Raw genomic sequence first — 18,569 nt, 5'->3', positions numbered from 1 at the left:
AATCGCCAAGTTAGCATGATTGACACGTCAACCGGCAGGAGGAGACGATGGCAGCAACAGGCTTCGAGCGGGGGCTCAACTCGTTCGGGGAGGTGGCCACCGACGGCGGCCGCGTCCTGAGCGACGCCGAGACCGTCCGGCTCCTCGTCAACGAGGCGCGACTCGCCGAGTCGGTCGGGCTCGACGTGTTCAGCGTCGGCGAGCACTACCGGGAAGGCCACAACGACTCGGCGACACCCGTCCTGCTCGCGGCGGCCGCGACGGCCACCGAGAGGATTCGCCTCGGCACCTCGGTCACGGTGCTCAGCACGAACGACCCGGTACGCCTGTACCACGAGTTCGCGACCCTCGACGCGGTGTCCAACGGGCGCGCCCAGATGGTTCTAGGACGCGCGTCGGCCACCGAGTCGTTCCCGCTGTTCGGCTACGACCTGACCGACTACGAGCGGTTGTTCGAGGAGAAGCTGGACCTCTTCCTGCGGCTCCAACGGGACGAACCGGTCACCTGGTCCGGCACCGTGCGAAGTGCCCTGGTCGAGCAGCGCCTGCACCCGCGGATGCAGCCGGGCGGCATCCCGACGTGGATCGGCGTCGGGGGAAGCCCGAACTCGGTGATCCGCGCCGCCCGGCACGGACTCCCACTGATGCTCGCGATCATCGGCGGGCGACCCCAGCGGTTCGCCGGCCACGTCGAGCTCTACACCAAGGCGCTCGAACAGTTCGGGCATACCCCGCAGCCAATCGGGCAGCACTCTCTCGGCCTTGTCGCAGACACCGACGAGGAGGCGGTGGAGACGTGGTGGCGATACTGGCAGCCGGTGGTGGCCGCGCTGGCCGAGGAACGCGGCTTCTACAAACCCGACCGCGCGCGCTACGAGGCGGAAATCGACCACGGCGCGCTCTTCGTCGGGTCACCCGAGACGGTGGCGCAGAAGATCGCCACGGTCGCCCGCGACCTGCGACTGAGCCGCTTCGACCTGAAGTACGACATCATGCACCTGCCCCGCGAGGCACGCGCGCGCACCATCGAACTGCTGGGCAGTGAGGTCGCGCCGCAGGTCCGGGAGCTGCTGGCGAAGGAGCCCACCCATGTCTGATCTGTTGTTCGGCCTCGACACGTTCGGCGACGTGCCGGAGGACGACTCCGGCAAGCTCGTCTCCCACGCCGCCGCGATCCGGCAGGTCGTCGACGAGGCGGTGCTCGCCGACCAGCTAGGCGTCGACGTCATCGCCCTGGGCGAGCACCACCGGCCGGAGTACTCGGTGTCGACGCCGGAGACGGTGCTGGCCGGTATCGCCACCCGTACGTCGCGGATCCGGCTGGCCTCCGGCGTGACGGTGCTGAGCTCCGACGACCCGGTCCGGGTGTTCCAGCGCTTCGCCACCGTCGACGCGCTGTCCCACGGCCGGGCCGAGGTGATCCTCGGTCGCGGGTCGTTCACGGAGTCGTTCCCCCTCTTCGGCTACGACCTGCGTGACTACGACACGCTGTTCGAGGAGAAGATCGAACTGTTCGTGAAGTTGCTGGACGAGAAGCCGGTCACCTGGAGCGGCACCCTGCGTGCGCCCCTGGAGAACGCCGACGTCTTCCCCAAGACGGAGTCGGGTCACCTGAGCACCTGGGTCGGCGTCGGTGGCTCGCCGCAGTCGGTCGTCCGCACCGCCCAGTACGGCCTTCCGCTCATGCTCGCCATCATCGGTGGCGCGCCCGAGCGCTTCGCGCCCTACATCGACCTGTACCGCCGGGCGGCCGATCAACTCGGCACGACGGCGCACCCGGTCGGAATGCACTCGCCGGGCTTCATCGCCGACACCGACGAGGAGGCCAAGGAGGTGTACTGGCCGCACTACCGCGTGATGCGCAACCGCATCGGCGCGCTGCGGGGCTGGCCACCGATCCGCCGCCAGGAGTTCGACTCCGAGGTGGAGAACGGCTCGCTCTACATCGGGTCCCCGGAGACCGTGGCCCGCCGGATGGCCCGCGCGATCCGCAGCCTCGGCGTCGGCCGGTTCGACCTCATCTACTCGGCCGGTGCGCAGCCGGTGAGCGCCCGGATGCGCGCCGTGGAACTGTACGGCTCCAAGGTGATCCCCATGGTCCGCGACATCCTGGCGAGCTGACCAGCGCACGCACTTCGTACCGGAAGGACGACATGAACGACAACGACCGGAGCCGGCCGGTGACCCTCGGCATCCTCGGGGCCGGCAAGGTGGGCACTGTGCTCGCCCGCCTCGCCGTCGCCGCCGGCTACCGGGTGCTGGTCGCCGGCTCCGGCGACCCCGCGAAGATCGCCCTCACCGTCGAGGTGCTCGCGCCGGGGGCGGCAGCCACCACCGCGGTTGACGCGGCAGCGGACGCCGACATCGTCATCCTCGCCCTCCCGCTGGGCAAGTACCGCAGCGTTCCCGTCGACGCACTGCGCGGCAAACTCGTCGTCGATGCCATGAACTACTGGTGGGAGATCGACGGTATCCGCGCGGACCTCACCGATCCGCACACCTCGTCGAGCGAGATCGTCCAGGCCTTCCTGTCCGACTCGCGCGTCGTCAAGGCCTTCAACCACATGGGCTACCACGACCTTGAGGATGAGGCACGGCCGGCGGGAACGACCGGCCGCAAGGCCATCGCGGTCGCCGGCGACGACACCACCGCCGTCACGGCGGTCGCCTCCCTTGTGGACGCGCTCGGCTTCGATCCGGTCGTCGCGGGCACCCTGGCCGAGGGGGTACGGCTCGAGCCGGGCAGCGAGATGTTCGGCGCGAACGTCAGCGCCGACGAGGTACGCGCCATGCTCGACCGTTTTCCCGAGTCGGAGCGCGGACGGACCATCGCGGCAGCCCGAGAGGCTTCGTAGTCGACAGTGGCGTCGCCGTCAGACATCGCGCCCTGGGGCGTACCGGACCTCGGTCGACGCCTGACCGGCGACCAGCGGTCACCGGCCCTCAGCGCTGGTCGCGCGCGAAGGCCGCCCGTGGTTCGAGGCCCTGACCCGCCGCGTACTCCGCGTCGAAGGCGGCGCGGCCGAGCGCCTCGATCGCGGCGGTGCGCATCGTGGCGAGGTCGGCCGCGTCGTCCGGGTCCGGCACCTGGCCCAGGGCCGTGAACGCGGCGTCCGCGACACCGATCATCAGCGCCGCCCGCGCGTGATCGCCCTCGGCCGTCGCGAGCGCGGCACCCGCGACGCAGACGTACGGCACGAAGTCTGCCCAGTCGTTGGCGAGCACCCGCTCGCGGTTCTCGGCGAACAGTGCCCTTGCCGTTTCGAGATTGCCCAGCCCCAGCTCACAGAACGCCAGGTTGTGGAACTCGGAGTTGACCATCATCGGCCGGCCCAGCGACTCGTTGAGCGCGATGCTCTCCCGGTACAGGTCCCGAGCCCGCAGCAGATCGCCGGACATGCGCGCCACGCCGGCCAGCACGTGCCTCGGCCGTTCCTCCAGGCTGCGGTCGCCGGAGCGCAGCGCCACCTCCAGAGCTTCCCGGGCCCGCGCTTCGCCGCCCGCCAGGTCGCCGCCCCGGATCGCCACCCGGGCCAGGCTGTAGCGGGCCTCCACCTCACCCGCCGGGTCACCGGCCGCCTGGGCCCGCTCGATCTCGGCCTCACTCATCCGCACCACGGCGTCGGTTTCACCACGCCGAAAGGCCGAACGCACGCTCTCACTGAAGGTCACGAAGCCTCTCCCCCACCCATGTGTCCGAATCACCGCCCGGACGCCCTGACGGTGCCTGCCGCCCCGCCGTCCCCGAGCTCGCGTCCGTCCGAGCGGCGAAACCGATCAGGAATCGAGAAGCCCGACGGGCACGACCCGGCCTAGCCTTTTGCCAGGTCACCGGCAGTGTGCCTGACCTGACCAACGAGAGGGAGCCTAGATATGTCCGCGAAGACCTCCACGACCACCTCCGACGGCTTCAGTGCCGACGAGCGGGCCGCGATGAAGGAGCGCGCCGCCGAGCTGCGCGCCGAGGGCAAGAAGGGCGCCAAGAAGGCCGACGGGCTGCAGGCGATCCTCGACCGGATCGCGCAGATGGAGCCGGACGATCGCGCGCTCGCCGAGCGCGTGCACGTGACGGTGACCGCCGCCGCCCCGGACCTGACGCCCAAGACCTGGTACGGGATGCCCGCCTACGCGAACGCGGACGGCAAGATCGTCGTCTTCTTCCAGGACTCCGGCAAGTTCAACTACCGGTACTCGACATTGGGCTTCCAGGACGTGGCCAACCTCGACGACGGAGACCTGTGGCCGGTGGCGTACGCGCTGCAGAAGTGGAGCCCCGCGGTGGAGAAGAAGGTCACCGAGCTGGTGAAGGCAGCGGTCTCCTGACCTACGCCCCGCCGCGTCCGCCCATCGGCACGGGCGGCGTCCGGCCCTCGCTGACCGGACGGCGGTGACGTGGACGATGATCGGGGGCCGGAGGCTGAGGGAGGCAGGCAGTGCGAACGATGTGGCACAGGCCGACAGCGGTGGGACGGGTCGCCAGGTGACGGGCCGGGCCGGTGAGGTGTTCGACACCACTCGGGCGGTGTCCGACATCGAGACGTTGCTCGCCGCGGATCTGCCCACCAGCGGCGCGACGGTCAGCGAGGGTGACCCGGCCACCGGGGAGTGGACCGGCACCCGGGGCGCGGGTTTTCGGATCATCCCGCTGTGGGAGAGCGAAGCCCTCACGGGCGTGTACGGCGCCGACTGGAACCAGGCCGAGGATGCCGCCGAGGCGAACCTGGCTCTCGTCGTCCGGGAGTCGGACCATCGGTGGGGCCCGCACCGCAAGGTCTCCATGCGCGTGCCGCTGTTTCGGCACCAGGCCCGCGCACCCCTGCCGGCACTGTTCCAGGCGCTTGGCGACCTGGACTGCTTCGGCGACCTGACGGTCTGGGGGCCCACGGCGACCGGAGGCCGATGGATCGCGGTCTCGGTCAACCAGTGTGACGGCGACGCCCCAATGATCATGACTGCGGTCGTCAGTCATGCCCCGATCACCGAACCGGCGGAGTGACCGATGTCCACCACAGACCATGCGCTGGCCGTCGAGGCGGCGGAGGCCGGAGCCGCGGTGGTCCGTTCGCAGTACGGATCCTCGCTGACGCGCTTCGCGAAGGTCGGCACCGACTTCGCCACCACCGCCGACATCGAGGCGGAGAAGGCCATCCTCGACGTCCTGCGGGCGGCACGTCCGGACGACGGCCTGCTGGGCGAGGAGAGCGGACGCACGGGCACCGGCGGAAACGGACGTACCTGGCTGGTCGACCCGTTGTGCGGCACGCTGAACTACAGCGCGCGGACGATGCTGGTCTCGGTCAACGTCGCTCTACGCACCGGCACACACCTCGCCGTGGCCGCCTCGGCGGACCCGTTCAGCGACGAGGTTTTCTGGACCGACGGCGTCGCCTCGTACGTCCGACGCGCAGGGACGGAGCAACGACTCGTGCCGTCGGCCGAGTCGACGCTGGTCGACGTCAATCTTGATCCACCGTTTCCTCACCGGGACGTGTTCCTGGCCGCCCGGATGCTCGCCGACGACGGCTTCATCGCACAGTTCCGCCCACGTGTGGTCTCCAGCACCCTGGCCGTGGCCTGGGTGGCTGCCGGTCGCCGCGCCGCCTACGTGACGGACGGCCGCGACCTGCGCCAGAGCGTCCACTTCGCGGCCGGCATCGCCCTCTGCGAGGCGGCCGGTTGTGTGCTCACCGGGATCGACGGCCGGCCGTTGCACGCCGGCGGCGAAGGCCTCGTCGCCGCCGCGGACGAGCAGACACATGCCGCTCTGCTGGCTCTCATCCGCAGACAGCACAGCGAACGGGACTGAAGGCCGAGGCCTGGGCCCGCCCGCTTGACATGAACCGCGGTTCAGGTTCTAGCGTCACGTGGTGGATCACGTTGATGGTCGGAAGGCAGACGAACTGTTTCGCCGGACGTCCGTCACCCCAGCACTGCTGTCGGAGGAAATCTGATGCACCTGCCACGCCTTCTGCGCCCGCGCACCGTCGCGAGCGCACACTGCGACCTGCCCTGCGGCGTCTACGACCCGGCGCAGGCCCGCATCGAGGCCGAGTCGATCAAGGCGATCTCCGAGAAGTACCAGGCCAGCGACGATCCCGAGTTCCGCACCCGATCGCTGCTCATCAAGGAACAGCGGGCCGAGCTGGTCAAGCACCACCTCTGGGTCCTGTGGACCGACTACTTCAAGGCGCCGCACTTCGAGAAGTACCCCGAGCTGCACAGCCTCTTCAACGAGGCCACCAAGCTGGCCGGCGCCGGTGGCGCGAAGGGCGCCGCTGACCCGGCGGTCGCGGACCGGCTCCTCGGGAAGATCGAGGAGATTTCGAAGATCTTCTGGGAGACCAAGCAGAGCTGACCGACCGGGACCGGGTGGCGCAGGCCACCCGGTCCGGCGTACCGCCTTTCAGGAGGACCGCATGACGTCGCGCACAGACCTCGTCGAAGAGCTGATGAGCCGGTTTCCGCAGGTGCCACGAGAGGCGGTCCTCAAGGAGGATCTGCTGCGCGGCGGGCTCGCCTTCGACGACGCGGCGCTGACCGACAACGAAAGCGGGACGGTCAAGCCGAAGTCGTACTTCATCTTCTCCTTCGATCACCGGACGCTGCCGGAGTTGGGGACGGCCGCGCTGCGTCGGCCGCCCGAGGAGATCGTGCTCACCGGGGGTCCGTACGAGCTACGTCGTACCGTCGTCTCGGTCCGCATCAACCCGAGCTCGCCGTACCGGGTCGGGACCGACGGCGACGGTCGACTGCGGCTGTTCCTGGACGGACGGCCGATCGCCGATGTCGGGCTGCCGCCCATGCCGGCCTACTACCGCCACACGCTCGCCAACGGCAAGTCGGTGATGGAGGTCGCCCCGACGATCCAATGGGGCTATCTCATCTACCTGACCGCGTTCCGGGTCTGCCAGTACTTCGGTGCCAAGGAGGAGTGCCAGTACTGCGACATCAACCACAACTGGCGCCAGCACAAGCAGGCGGGTCGGCCCTACACCGGTGTCAAGCCCGTGGACGAGGTGCTGGAGGCCCTGGAGATCATCGACCGGTACGACACCGACCGCGCCTCGCAGGCGTACACGCTGACCGGCGGGAGCATCACCTCGCAGGTCGACGGGCTGGCTGAGGCGGACTTCTACGGCCGGTACGCGCAGGCGATCGAGGAACGGTTTCCCGGGCGGTGGATCGGCAAGGTCGTCGCCCAGGCGCTGCCGCGAGCCGACGTGCAGCGCTTCCACGACTACGGGATCCGCATCTACCACCCCAACTACGAGGTGTGGGACAAGCGGCTGTTCGAGTTGTACTGCCCGGGCAAGGAGCGCTACGTCGGCCGGGAGGAGTGGCACCGCCGCATCCTCGACTCCGCCGAGGTCTTCGGGCCGGGCAACGTGATCCCGAACTTCGTGGCGGGCATCGAGATGGCGGCCCCGCACGGCTTCGCGAGCGTGAGCGAGGCGATCGACTCCACCGCCACGGGGCTCGAATACTTCATGTCGCGTGGGATCACGCCGAGGTTCACCACCTGGTGCCCGGAGCCCACCACGCCGCTCGGCCGAGCCAACCCCGAAGGCGCACCGCTCGAATATCACGTCCGCCTGCTGGAGGTCTACCGGGCGACGATGGACGCCAACGGCCTGTCCAGCCCACCCGGATACGGCCCGGCCGGACCGGGCCGGGCCGTATTCTCGGTCAGTTCCTTCATGGACACCCTGCCGGCCACGCCCTCGTGACGGGTGCCCGTGGCACGGTCACGCCGCGGCGACTGCCTGGCCCACCGGGAACCGCACGCCGGTGAGGTCTTCCGAGACGGCCCAGAGGCGTTGCTGCACTGTCACGTCGTAGGACTCGGGGCTGGACGTGACCAGCCTCGGGTGGCCGCGGACCTCGCCCAGGCCGTCGGGGCCGTAGTACTGCCCGCCGAGGACGGACGGGTCGGTGGCGGCCCGCAGGGTGGGTAGCGCGCCCGCCGTCGCGGGCTGCGTGATCACCGGGGCGAGCCAGGTGACCGGCCGGCGGACGACCGACGGGGTGTTGCGGGCCAGTTCGGTGTTGGAGACGCCGGGGTGTGCGGCCACCGCGACGGTGGTGCCGTGTGCGGCGAGCCGACGCTGCAACTCGTAGGTGAACATCAGGTTGGCGAGCTTCGACTGGCCGTAGGCGGCAGCCCGGCCGTAGGACCGTTCCCACTGCAGGTCGTCGAAGTGGATGGCCGCGCGGATGCGGTGGCCGGTGCTGCTGACCGTGACCACCCGGGAGCCGGGCACGGGCAGCAGCAGGTCGAGCAGCAGGCCGGTGAGGGCGAAGTGGCCCAGGTGGTTGGTGCCGAACTGCATCTCGAAGCCGTCGCGGGTGGTCTGCTTCGGGGTGTACATCACGCCGGCGTTGTTGATGAGCAGGTCGATCCTCGGGTGGGCGGCGCGCAGACCGTCCGCGGCGGCGCGCACCGACTCCAGCGAGGTCAGATCCAGCTCCCGTACGGAGACGTCGCCGTTCATCCGGGCAGCGGCCAGCTTGCCCTTCCCGGTGTCGCGCACGGCCAGGACGACTGAGGCCCCGCGCTCGGCGAGCAGCCGGGCGGTCTCGAAGCCGAGTCCGGTGTTGGCGCCGGTGACCACGGCCACCCGGCCGTCCTGGCGCGGAATCTGCTGCTCGGTCCACTTCATTTCGGCTCCCCAATGTACCGCCGGTAACTTATGCTCGAACGGTAATGTACCGCCGGTACGATGTCAAGGGACCGCCGGTACCTAAGCTAGGGTTGACGTCATGACGTTCCAGCGGGCGCGCAGCGAGGAGCAGCGTGAGATCCGGCGCCGGGCGATCCTGGAGACCACTTCGGCGATGCTCGACGAGATGCCGGTCGCCGAGGTGACCCTGAACGAGCTGAGCCGGCGGGTCGGCCTGGCCAAGACGGCGGTGCTGCGCTATTTCGAGTCCCGCGAGGCGGTGCTGCTCGACCTGATGGACGACCGGACGACGACCTGGCTGACCGAACTTGACCAGGAGCTGGCCCACGGCGTCGACCTGAGCCGGTCCGCGTTGGAACGGGCGGAGCAGGTGGCCGACGTGCTCAGCCGGTCGCTCGCCGCCCAGACCGTGCTCTGTGATCTCTATGGCGCGCAGGGCGGGGTGCTTGAGCACAACGTGTCGGTCGAGGTGGTCCGCCGACACAAGCGGGCCTCGCTGGGCAACCTCGCGGTGATGGCCGACCTGGTCCGGCGGCACCTGCCCGAGGTCGGCGACCGCGCCGAGCTGTTCTGCCTGAACGCCCTGCTCGTGGGTGGCGCGCTGTCCGCCTACACCTCGCCACCGCCGAGCCTGCTCGCCGTCTACGAGTCCGAGCCGGCGCTCGCGGTCCACCAGGTCGACCTGCGGACAGCCCTGCGGGTCGCGATCATCACGTCGCTCGTGGGCATGCTGCCGCGCTCCTGAGTCCGGAGCGCGGCAGCGCCCGCGATCCAAAACCGCCCTAGCTGGCGTACGTCTCGAACTCGCCGACCCGCGGCGTACCGCTGGAGCTGTTGATCTTGAAGGTGATCTTGCTCAACGACGTAGCGGAGAAGCTGATGGAGCCGGCCCCGCTGCCCGAGGCCAGGACGGCCCCGGTGTCGTGGTTGACCAGTTGCCAGGACCCGATGGAGCCCTGGGTCCCCGACGGCTCACGAATGATCACTCGGGAAACCCGGGTGGCCGAGCCCCACTTGATCGAGATGGAGCCGGTCGTGCCGGCCGGTGACCAGTAGCTGCTGATGTTGCCGTCGCGCACGTTGCCGTAGCTCGTTCCGCTGGCCTTGCTGGAACCGTCGGCACTGGCACCCAGGCTGAGGTTGGTCCCACTGGGCGGAGGTGTGGTGGGTGGGGGCGTGGTCGGCGGAGGCGTGGTGGGTGGGGGCGTGGTCGGCGGAGGCGTGGTCGGCGGCGGGGTCTGCGGCGAGCAACTGCCGTTCGACACCCGCAGACCCGTGTTGGCGCCCACCGTCTGCCGAACGATGTCCGGCACGCAGCTCGCACCGTCGAGGCTGTACGGGTACGGGATGCTGACAGTGGTGGTGGACGTCAGGTTGGGGCCGGCGGGGTAGTTCTCGCTGCCGGTGCCAGACCAGGTCACGTTGTCGAGGATGTTGCCGCTGACCTGCCAGAAGCCGCGCTCGTTGGTGTAGAAGGTGCCGAGGACGTCCTTCGAGTCACGGAAGTAGTTGTTCTCCACCTTGGCCTTGGCGCCGGCCCGGGAGTTGATGCCGGACTCGTGCAGGCTCACGTAGTGGTTGTTGTAGATGTGGGCCGTGCCGCCGCGCAGCAACGGCGTACGGGAGTCGATGTTCTCGTACAGGTTGTGGTGATAGGTGATGAAGCCGTTCGAGAGGTCGCTCTCGCTGGAGCCGACGAGGCCACCGCGGCCGGAGTTGCGCAGGATGCTGTAGGACAGGGTCACGTACTGCGTGTTGTCCTTCATGTCGAAGAGGCCGTCGTACCCCTCGGACTCCCCGCCCGACGCCTCCAGGGTGACGTGGTCGACCCAGACGTTGCGGACCGTGCTCTCCATGCCGATGGCGTCTCCACCGTTGGAGGTGGGTGAGCCGGACTTCTTGACGTTCCGGATGGTCACGTTCTGGATGATGATGTTGCTGGAGTCGCGGATGTGGATGCCGAGCTGGTCGAAGACGGCTCCGCTGCCGACCCCGATGATGGTGACGTTGCTGATCTGCTTGAGCTCGATCACGCCCGCCGCGGTGTTGCAGCTCGATCCCGACACCTTGGTGGTGTTGCCGTGGTTGATGGTCCCGGTGACCTCGATGGTGATCGGGGTGCTGCTGCTGGCCCGGCCGCACAGCGCCGCGTGGATCGCCGTGCCGGTCGTGGCCCGCACCGTCTGCCCACCCGCTCCGCCGGTGGTCCCGCCGTTCTGGGTGGCGTAGCCGGTGGCGCTGCCGACCGCCGCCGACGCCTGAGGGGTCGGCATGGCAACCACGACCGCGATCCCCACGGCTGCCGTGGCCAGCGCTGCCGGTAGTCGTACCGAAACTGCTCGTCTCATCTCGCCTCACTTCGCATTCGTCTGGTCTTTGCCGACGCAACGCGACGGTCGTCGCGACCGGCCGGCACCTCGCGTCTCAGAAATTGGCGGTAGTAAATCGCCGAGCTGCCCTCGACATCCCCTTGTCCCTGGTGAACGCAGTGGGTGTCGCGCAATCGGCGCCCACTGCTGGCATCGCCCTAAATGCGATCACCCGGGCTCATGAATGAAACATCGATGTAACGCAATCGTAGGAAAGCGGTTTCCCTCAAGGCAAGGGTTAGCGCTTGCAGGTTTGTTGCAGTGCCCGACGCGAGGCGGGAGGTGCGACAGCGCAGGCGTGGGCGGCTAACGGTGCGGGACCGGGCGACGGCTCGCCACGACCCGGTTGCGCGGCTTCGTCGCGTGGCGGATCACCGGCGACCGTCCCCCGGGTCGGGCTCCCCACCGGCTGGCGTGCCCGCGACGAGCACCGACTCCTGGGCTTCCTGCCGGCCCTCCTGCCGGGCACGGGCGAGCAGCCCGGCCAGCCGCCGCCGACGGCGGCGGGCCACCGCCCGCAGGCCGACGAGCAGGGCGGCCAGGAGGCACAGCAGCGCGAGCTGCGCCCACGGCACGACCCAGGTGGTGACGGTGGCGGAGGCCGGTCGCAGCTCGGCGTCGACCTGACCGTCGCCCAGCAGAGCCGGAGCGGTGGTGACGGTGGTGCGGAGGCGACCCAGCGCCCAGACGCCGTCGGCACGGGTCTCCATCGTCCGACTGCCGCCCGGCAACAACTCCCCCACGTCACTGGTGGCATCGTGACCGGTCAGGTCGACGAGGTCGGACACCGCCACGCGGCTCGTTCCGCCCACCCAGACGTTGCCGCCGTTCTCGACCGTGTAGCGGACCCGGACGGTGCCACCGGCGAACGGATTCCACGACGGGGTGTACGACGCGGTGAGGCCCCGCACGGGCAGCGCCGCCTGCGCGACTCCGTTGACCCGCACCATCACCCGGAAACCGACCCTGCTCTCGACGTTGACCGTTCCTCCGGTGCTGGTGACGGTCGCGGCGATGCCGGCCGGGTGGTCGCCCGGAGTGGCGCCGGCCGGCACCGTGATCGTGAACGGCACGACCTTCGTCTCGTCGGGGCCGACGGTGACCCGCTCCTGAACGTCGATCCAGGTGCCGCCGTCGACGGAGGGGCGGTCCGACGACAGCATGTTGAAGCGGCCCTTGTCGGTGAGGTAGCCGTCGGCGGCCTTCAGGGAGAAGGCGACAGCGGTACGGCTGAAGTTCCGCACCGCCAGGTGCTCGGTCACGGTCTGCCCCGGGTCGAGGCTGGCGTTGACCCACCGGCGTTGGTCCGGCCCGCTCGGGGTGGCCGGCTGGACCGTCCAGGTCAGGGCCTTCGGGTCCGGTTCCGCCGCCGCCACGGCCGGTGCGACCGGCACCGTGAGGATCGCGACGGCGAGGACGGTGAGCGCGCGGCGCAGCGGGGTGACGGTCATGGCGACGGCCCTTCGGCACGGGGGTTGGCGGGGGCCTGGATCCAGGCCCCCGCCACACCACTATTCGAACAGTGAGAGCGTGAGCGTGGAGCTGTACTCGCCGGCGGCGACCTCCGCGGGGGTCCGCAGGTAGAGGTCGGCGTTGACGGAGTACGAGTCGCTGGCGACCGCCTCGGAGTCGAAGGCCGACACCAGCAGCTCCTGGTCGACGAGGCCGACGTTGTTGCCCGGCACGGTTGCCTCGTCCAGGGTGGTCACGACCTCCTCGCCCTCGGTGACCAGGCCGGTCTCCCCGCCATCGAGCAGGCGGGGCTTCCAACCGAGGTGGTCGGCGGTGATCGGCGCCTGGCCGGAGTTGCCCGCGAAGGCGGTCGCGCTGCCGAGCACCGCCCAGCTGGCACCGTCGGGCACCTCGTCGGCGACGCGGGTGTCGGTGACCGTCACCGTCGGCAGGGTCCCGACGAACTGGCGAACCAGCAGGGTCGAGCCGTCCTCGGACAGCGCGACGGCGTCGCCGGCGATCGACAGGGCGAGGACGCCCGGTTCCCTGATCTCGTCGATGTCGACAGTGACGCGCACGCTGGCGTCGTCACCGGGCTCCGCCACGGCCGGCGATGGCAGCACCGCGGCCACGGCCAGGACGGCACCCACCGCACCGGCCGCGAGCATCCACCGCCGTTTGTATGTGTTCATGTGATCTCCGTTCTCATGCAGAAGGGGTTATCCGCCGCAGGTGCCGGCGGGATGAGGCACGGTGCGGACGGTCGTCACGTCCTGTCCGCCGATCGACCCGGTCACGCGGGCAGTGGCCGAACCCGCCGGCACCGACACGGCACGCGTGTTGAATGACTGGTAGGCGTTCGCCCCTGGCGCGACGGCCGTGAACGACCGCTGGCCGTACGCGGTCTCCAGTGCGATCCCCACCGGAGCGTCGTGGTCGTTACGCGCCTGCACCGCCACGTACGCCTTGCCACCCACGCACCGCGTCGAGGCGGTGACCGTGACGGGCAGCTCGGGTTGGGTGGCCGCCGCGAAGGCCCAGTTGTCGATCTCGAAGAGGTCGGCGCCGGCCGGGCCGGTGAAGGTGAAGTAGACGTCGTGCACGCCGCTGACGCCATCCAGCTCGGCGGTCACCTCGGCCCACTGGCCGGACGGGGTGTCGACCGGGATCGTGCCGACCACGGGGCCGGCGACGTCGTCCAGCCGCACCTGGATCTGCCCACCGGTGGCGAGCGCCCGCACCCGTGCCGTCACGCTCTGCGCGCCGTTGTCGCCGAAGTCCACCGACGACAACGCGGTCCAGTCACCGTTGTCGATGTCACGGACAACCAGGTTCGGCGCCGCGCCACCGAACTGCGCGGAGCTGCCGTCGACCTTCGCGGTCGCGACACCCTTGCTCCAGCCGAAGGTCTCGGCCTCGAAGACGCGGTACGGCGAGAAGTTTCGCACCTGGTCCACGCCGGCATAGGTGCCGACGACCTGCTGGATCGTGCCGTCCGGGTTGAAGGTCAGCTCCTGGATGTGCGGGCTGCGGTACCCCTGGGTGGTGTTGCCGTTGATGCGCTTGTTCAACGTCGGCGCGTGGTAGGTGAAGTAGTACCTGCCCTCGAACTCGAACACCGACTGGTGGTTGTTGCCGCCGGTGCCGCTGCCGAAGAACTGCGACTGGTTCGGGAAGAGCACGCCGGCGTAGGTCTCCTTCGGCCACGACATCGGGTTGTCGGAGATCATGTAGCCGATCTGGCCGCCACCGGGGTAGCCGGGAAGTGGCTGCTGGTTGCCACCGAAGTCGTTCCCGCCGAAGTGCGACGAGTACGAGAAGTAGTACCTGCCGTCGCGCTTGAAGACGTGGCCCGCCTCGAACGCCACCGGGGCGTCCACCACCGCGGCCGTTCCCTCGGTCGAGATCATGTCGTCGCCGAGTTCGATGGCCCGGATGTTCTTCGGGTTGTTGAAGCGCTCGGCCGGCGGCATGCTCGTCGACGCGGGACCACCACCGAAGTAGAGGTACGGCTGGCCGTCGTCGTCGACGAACGGCGCCGGGTCGAACTTCCACGCGACGTCCTCGGCTCCGGGCGTGCGGCCGTCGATCAGCGTGCTGGTGCGCTCGCTCGTCCACGGGCCGAGCGGTGAGGCACCCGTGATCACGTTGCTGGAGCCGCCGCCGTTGGCGTAGTAGAGGAAGAACTTCTCCTCACCGTTCACCACCTTTCTGGTGATGCCGGGCGCCCAGGAGTTGGCGGTGAACGGCGCCACCCCGTTCGGGCCGGCGACCTGGATCTCGCCGTGGTCCGTCCAGTTGACGAGGTCCTCGGAGGAGAGCACCGTGATCTGGTTGATGTTGCCGTAGTTGATCCCGGGTGAGACGCCAGTGGCAGGGTCGGGCGCGTAACCCTGGGTGTCGTTGGTCAGGTACATGTAGACCCGGCCGTCGTGCACGAAGCCGAAGCCGTCGGCGCCGAACTTGTGCCCGATCAAGGGGTTGTGCTCCCCGGGCAACTTGCCGACGACCTCGATCGTCTTCGACGCGGGGGCGGGCGGGGCGGCGCCGATCACCGAGACGTCGTCGAGCTTGAAGTCCATGAGGTGCAGGTCGGGGTCGGTGGAGGGTGTGCTCGTCCATGGAGTCTCGAAGAACAGGCGTGCCGTCGAGACGCTCTGCCCCGAAGGGATGGTGAACGTCCCGTTGAACTGCGCCCACTGACCCTTCGTCGCCGTCACGCTGACGAGGTTCGTGTAGCTGCCGCCGCCGTAGTGCATGGTGGCGAAGAACTGCTTCGTCGCCGGCCCGCTCGGGTTCTCGTACTTGATGCGGGCCGTCAGGGTGTAGGCCTGGCCGGCCTGCACCTTGCCGCTGAGGTCCTGCATCGGCCCGGACCCGGTCGTCGTCCGGCTGGTGACGAGCGCGGCGCTCGCGCCGGACCAGGCGTCCGACGTGGCCGACAGTTGGGCACCGTCGGTGGCGTTCCCGTTGTTGACGAACCAGTTGGCCAGGCCGTCCTCGAACCCGCCGTTCACGACGAGGTTCGTGTCGGCGGCCTGGACCGGCCCCGAGCTGGCGACGAATCCCGCGGCCATCATCAGGCCGACCGTCGCGATCGCCGCGACCCGGCGTCGGGTCGCTCGTCGCATTCGTTGTTCCACAAACGTCCTCCTTCATCTCTGACGTGCGGTCATCGGTGTGCGGGGGATCGGTGGGTGGTCCGGACATCAGGGGCCGACCGCCGCCACCGGCTCGACCGTGGCCGGCGACGCGGGGCAGGGCCGCTGTCGCGCGCCGCGCGGCCGGTCACCGATGGCGCGTCGGCGAGCCGAGGGCTCGTGGTGGGGGTTATCCGCCGCAGGTGGTGACGGGGTGCTGCGCGCTCCGCACGGTGGTCACGTCCAGGCCAGCGACGGTCCCGGCGACCCGGACCGTCGCCGAACCAGCCGCCACCGACGCCGCGCGCGTGTTGAAGGACTGATAGACGTTCGACCCCGCCGCCACGGCATCGAACGACCGGTTGCCGTACGGGGTCTCCACCGTGAACTCGACCGGTGCGTCCGAGTCGTTGCGCGCCTGCACTGCCACGTACGCCTTCCCACCGAGGCACCGCACCTGAGCGGTGGCGGTCACCGGCAGTGCCGCCAGCACTCCGAGCCGGGCCAGTTGGTAGCTGAGAGCCCGCTCCGGCGCGTCGATCTGGTTCTGGGTGCCCAGTTGTCCGCCTCGTGCCGACGTCGCCGCCGCGAGGGCGGACCGCGTCGCCGCCCAGGCGTCGACCGGGTAGTGGCGCGCGTCGAGCGTCTGCGCATGGGCGATCGCCGCGTCGAGAGCTGTGGTGTCGAGTGGCCGGGCCTGCGCGGTCAGCGTGTCGCTGAGCAGGTAGCTGTCGAAGTCGACCCGCCCGCCGGTCTCCTGCGTCGCGTAGTTGAACAGGCCGACCCGGTGACCCATGAAGTGCGCGAGACTGCCGTCGAGCGTCTGCGGGCCGACGCGGTCGCCCAACCGGGTCCACTCCATCCCGTCGAGGCTGTAGTAGAAGGCCGTCCACAGTTGACCGGCCGGCGAGGCAAAGTCCAGATCCGCCTTGACGTGCACCTCGGTCGCGTCACCCAGTGCCACGGTCGTGCCCGGCAGGAAGTTCTCCAACGTCGACTGGTCGAGGTCGACCGCGAACGGCTGCGACCGGTTGACAACGCCGAGGGTGTTGACGCCGTCGACGCGCTTGACCGCCGCGTACGAGAATCCCCGGTTGTAGGCCGCCAGGCCCGCGACGTCGCCGTTCCTCATCCCGGAGATGTCCATCCGGGTCTGCACCGACTGCCGTGGCCCGAACGTGCGCTGGGAGAGCGTGTTGCGGGCCTCCTCGAACCACGCCAGCTCGGCCCGGTTGGACAGCTTCGTGTAGACGTACTGGCCGGTCACCACAGTGCCGGTCGTCAACCGCAACCAGCCGTCGCGGTCGGTGAGCGACCAGTACCGGTTGTCCGGCGCGTGGTTCCACTCCCACGCCAGGTCCAGCCGTGACCCGTTGGGCGTGACCTCAGCCGGGTCGAGCGGCGCCGGGATCGTCCACTGCTCGTCCTGGTACGCCTTGTGCGGCGCGTCGTTGGCGAAGTCGTCCGAGGCGACGATGCTCTTCTGGCGCTCGAACACCTCCTGTGCCGGGCTGAGCCGGATCGGCTTGTCGAACAGCCCGTTGACCGGGACGGCGCCGTTGGTGCCGAAGGTCGGCCACCCGTTCTGCCAGGTGGCGGGGATGAGCGCTGGGATCCGACCGATCGGGAACGTGTCGCGGAAGAACATGCCGTGCCAGTCGGTCCCGCCGCCCTCGCGGCTGATCGGCACCAGGCTGCCCTGCGCGAAGCCGTTGGAGTTGAGCACCCCGCGCGCCTCGTAGGTGTTCACGCCACCGGCCGAGGTGTAACGCCCGAGCAGGTCCTTCGAGCGGAGCATGACGACCTGGCGGCCCTGCCCGGACGGCCAGGTGATGATGACGGCGTAGTACCAGCCGTCGATGTGGTAGAATTGCGCGCCCTCGAACAGGCCGCCGATGAACGGCTGCCCGGCGTAGTTGTTCGCGGTGAAGATGTTCGGGTAGTCCTGCTCGATGGCCGTCAGGCCGGCGTTGAGGCGTACCGCACTGGTGCCGCCGGAGCCGTAGAAGATGTACGGCGTGCCGTCGACGTCGAAGAAGAGCGACGGGTCGTGCAGGCCCCGACCGAGCGAGGTCTTCTGCCACGTGCCGTTCTCGATGTCGTCGGTGCGGTAGAGGTAGGCCCCGTTGAGGTTGTTGGTGTTGAAGGCGACGTAGAACATGCCGTCGTGGTAGCGCAGCGACGACGCCCACTGACCCTGGCCGTAGGAGTTCTGACCGTTGCGCAACGAGAAGGCGTCACCGATGCTCGCACGGTCGAAGACGTAGTTGACGATCTCCCAGCTGACGAGGTCGTACGACTTCATGATCGGCGCACCCGGGCTCAGGTGCATCGTCGTGCTGATCATGTAGTAGAGGTCCCGGCCCTCGTCGTTCTCAGCGGCCGGCACACGCTCCACGCTGATGTCCGGCACGTCGGCGTTGAGCAGCGGCACCGAGTACGTGCCGGCGCCGGTGTCGGTCGAGGTGTACGACGATCGGGGCGACCAGCCGTCGGCGGCGTGCGCGACGGCGGGCGTGGCCACCAGGCTCGCGCCGAGCAGTACGGCAACCGATGCGAGCGTGCACAAGGGACGCAGGCGAAGCGGGAACACCTTGGAGGGGAGGCCGGCGAGCGACTTGGCCAGAGATTGAGTGGTGACGTTCAGGCTGGCCACAGCGAACGTTCGGCGAGATCTCAGGACACGTGAGCGGACCGACGCGACCAAGGCGAGCTCCAAACGCGAGAGCGGGCTGGAAGGCCATCGTGTTATCGCTAACAAAGACTGTCAAGACAATCAATGAAACCTGCCCGAAGTGTCCCCGTAACACCAGGACCAGCCACAGCGGACGGTCGAGGCGTACCCCGGGCCGCACGGTCAGACCCCAGTGCAGGTCCGGGCGGGGCGGTGTCGCCCCGGCCCGGACCTGTCGGCACACGCCGCTGTC

General features: G+C 69.4%; 16 protein-coding genes. 9 read left to right on the top strand and 7 right to left on the bottom strand.

What is annotated here, in order from left to right; translation table 11 throughout:
• Positions 1–47 precede the first annotated feature (47 nt).
• Genes CLT68_RS15740 through CLT68_RS15730 form a run of 3 tightly spaced genes read left to right on the top strand, consistent with a single transcriptional unit; the run spans position 48 to position 2,855 of the window.
• Complete coding sequence (locus CLT68_RS15740; RefSeq protein ID WP_099851778.1) at positions 48–1,097, top strand: LLM class flavin-dependent oxidoreductase; 1,050 nt, start codon at positions 48–50, stop codon at positions 1,095–1,097.
• Positions 1,090–2,121: an LLM class flavin-dependent oxidoreductase gene (locus CLT68_RS15735; protein ID WP_099851776.1), complete on the top strand. Its 1,032-nt coding sequence runs from the start codon at positions 1,090–1,092 to the stop codon at positions 2,119–2,121. Before CLT68_RS15740 ends, CLT68_RS15735 begins: the two co-directional genes overlap by 8 nt.
• 32 nt (positions 2,122–2,153) lie before the next feature.
• Complete coding sequence (locus tag CLT68_RS15730) at positions 2,154–2,855, top strand: NAD(P)-binding domain-containing protein (RefSeq protein WP_099851775.1); 702 nt, start codon at positions 2,154–2,156, stop codon at positions 2,853–2,855.
• 88 nt (positions 2,856–2,943) lie between these two features.
• On the opposite strand, the gene CLT68_RS15725 is transcribed toward CLT68_RS15730, so the two are convergent.
• On the bottom strand, positions 2,944–3,609 hold the full coding sequence (locus CLT68_RS15725) for a tetratricopeptide repeat protein (RefSeq protein ID WP_486482192.1): 666 nt from the start codon (positions 3,607–3,609) through the stop codon (positions 2,944–2,946).
• A gap of 264 nt (positions 3,610–3,873) precedes the next feature.
• On the opposite strand from CLT68_RS15725, the gene CLT68_RS15720 reads away from it, so the two are divergent.
• From CLT68_RS15720 to CLT68_RS15700, 5 genes are all read left to right on the top strand, one after another.
• Positions 3,874–4,323, top strand: a complete 450-nt coding sequence (locus CLT68_RS15720) for a hypothetical protein (protein ID WP_099851771.1) — start codon at positions 3,874–3,876, stop codon at positions 4,321–4,323.
• 121 nt (positions 4,324–4,444) lie between these two features.
• The gene (locus CLT68_RS15715) at positions 4,445–4,996 is read left to right on the top strand and encodes a hypothetical protein (protein ID WP_199177062.1); all 552 of its coding nucleotides are present in this window, start codon (positions 4,445–4,447) and stop codon (positions 4,994–4,996) included.
• A 3-nt stretch (positions 4,997–4,999) separates the two neighbouring features.
• The gene (locus tag CLT68_RS15710; protein ID WP_099851770.1) at positions 5,000–5,806 is read left to right on the top strand and encodes an inositol monophosphatase family protein; all 807 of its coding nucleotides are present in this window, start codon (positions 5,000–5,002) and stop codon (positions 5,804–5,806) included.
• A gap of 144 nt (positions 5,807–5,950) precedes the next feature.
• On the top strand, positions 5,951–6,355 hold the full coding sequence (sodN, locus tag CLT68_RS15705) for a superoxide dismutase, Ni (protein WP_099851769.1): 405 nt from the start codon (positions 5,951–5,953) through the stop codon (positions 6,353–6,355).
• A gap of 61 nt (positions 6,356–6,416) precedes the next feature.
• Positions 6,417–7,727, top strand: a complete 1,311-nt coding sequence (locus CLT68_RS15700; RefSeq protein WP_099851767.1) for a radical SAM protein — start codon at positions 6,417–6,419, stop codon at positions 7,725–7,727.
• A gap of 18 nt (positions 7,728–7,745) precedes the next feature.
• Here CLT68_RS15700 and CLT68_RS15695 read toward each other — a convergent pair whose 3' ends face one another.
• The gene (locus tag CLT68_RS15695; RefSeq protein WP_099851765.1) at positions 7,746–8,660 is read right to left on the bottom strand and encodes an SDR family NAD(P)-dependent oxidoreductase; all 915 of its coding nucleotides are present in this window, start codon (positions 8,658–8,660) and stop codon (positions 7,746–7,748) included.
• A gap of 100 nt (positions 8,661–8,760) precedes the next feature.
• Between CLT68_RS15695 and CLT68_RS15690 the strand changes: the two genes are divergently transcribed.
• Positions 8,761–9,426 carry a TetR/AcrR family transcriptional regulator gene (locus CLT68_RS15690; RefSeq protein ID WP_099851764.1) on the top strand — a complete coding sequence of 222 codons (666 nt, stop codon included), beginning with the start codon at positions 8,761–8,763 and terminating at the stop codon, positions 9,424–9,426.
• Between the two features lie 37 nt (positions 9,427–9,463).
• Here the strand turns inward: CLT68_RS15690 and CLT68_RS15685 are convergent, their stop codons facing one another.
• From CLT68_RS15685 to CLT68_RS15665, 5 genes are all read right to left on the bottom strand, one after another.
• Positions 9,464–11,029 carry a polysaccharide lyase family 1 protein gene (locus CLT68_RS15685; protein WP_099851762.1) on the bottom strand — a complete coding sequence of 522 codons (1,566 nt, stop codon included), beginning with the start codon at positions 11,027–11,029 and terminating at the stop codon, positions 9,464–9,466.
• 392 nt (positions 11,030–11,421) lie between these two features.
• Positions 11,422–12,501 carry a hypothetical protein gene (locus CLT68_RS15680; protein ID WP_099851761.1) on the bottom strand — a complete coding sequence of 360 codons (1,080 nt, stop codon included), beginning with the start codon at positions 12,499–12,501 and terminating at the stop codon, positions 11,422–11,424.
• Positions 12,502–12,561: 60 nt separating this feature from the next.
• Positions 12,562–13,194: a hypothetical protein gene (locus CLT68_RS15675; protein WP_099851759.1), complete on the bottom strand. Its 633-nt coding sequence runs from the start codon at positions 13,192–13,194 to the stop codon at positions 12,562–12,564.
• Positions 13,195–13,221: 27 nt separating this feature from the next.
• Positions 13,222–15,645 (bottom strand): family 43 glycosylhydrolase, encoded by a 2,424-nt coding sequence (locus tag CLT68_RS15670; protein WP_099851757.1) that lies wholly within the window; start codon positions 15,643–15,645, stop codon positions 13,222–13,224.
• A 187-nt stretch (positions 15,646–15,832) separates the two neighbouring features.
• Positions 15,833–18,298 carry a glycoside hydrolase family 43 protein gene (locus CLT68_RS15665; RefSeq protein WP_486482191.1) on the bottom strand — a complete coding sequence of 822 codons (2,466 nt, stop codon included), beginning with the start codon at positions 18,296–18,298 and terminating at the stop codon, positions 15,833–15,835.
• Positions 18,299–18,569 lie beyond the last annotated feature (271 nt).

This window comes from Micromonospora sp. CNZ299, assembly GCF_002754415.1.
This window is presented reverse-complemented; position numbering and strand designations above follow the sequence as displayed.